Origin of the sequence: Lactobacillus sp. W8174 (genome assembly GCF_016100975.1) — a bacterium.
Lineage (GTDB): Bacteria > Bacillota > Bacilli > Lactobacillales > Lactobacillaceae > Lactobacillus > Lactobacillus juensis.
Window position 1 is genome coordinate 1 of the sequence record NZ_JACFRN010000018.1, and the last position, 283, is coordinate 283.

The window sequence follows — 283 nt, forward strand, 5'->3', positions numbered from 1 at the left end:
GTTAGAGCGCACGCCTGATAAGCGTGAGGTCGATGGTTCAAGTCCATTTAGGCCCATAGGCAAGGAAAAGAGAAAGCATATCTGACAGTTAAAAGACCTGGGGGCTTAGCTCAGTTGGGAGAGCACCTGCTTTGCAAGCAGGAGGTCATCGGTTCGAACCCGTTAGCCTCCATTGGATCTGGGAGAAACAGATCCAAAGAGCTAGTACATTGAAAACTGAATATAATCCAAGAAAAAACCGAGAAACAATCAAAAGAGAAGAGATTGCCAAAGAGCGACCGAG

Annotated in this window: 1 tRNA gene; it reads left to right on the forward strand. The window is 46.6% G+C overall.

The window, feature by feature from the left end:
• Positions 1-99: 99 nt before the first annotated feature.
• A tRNA-Ala gene (locus H3U49_RS09810) sits at positions 100-172 on the forward strand.
• The last annotated feature ends 111 nt before the right edge of the window (positions 173-283 follow it).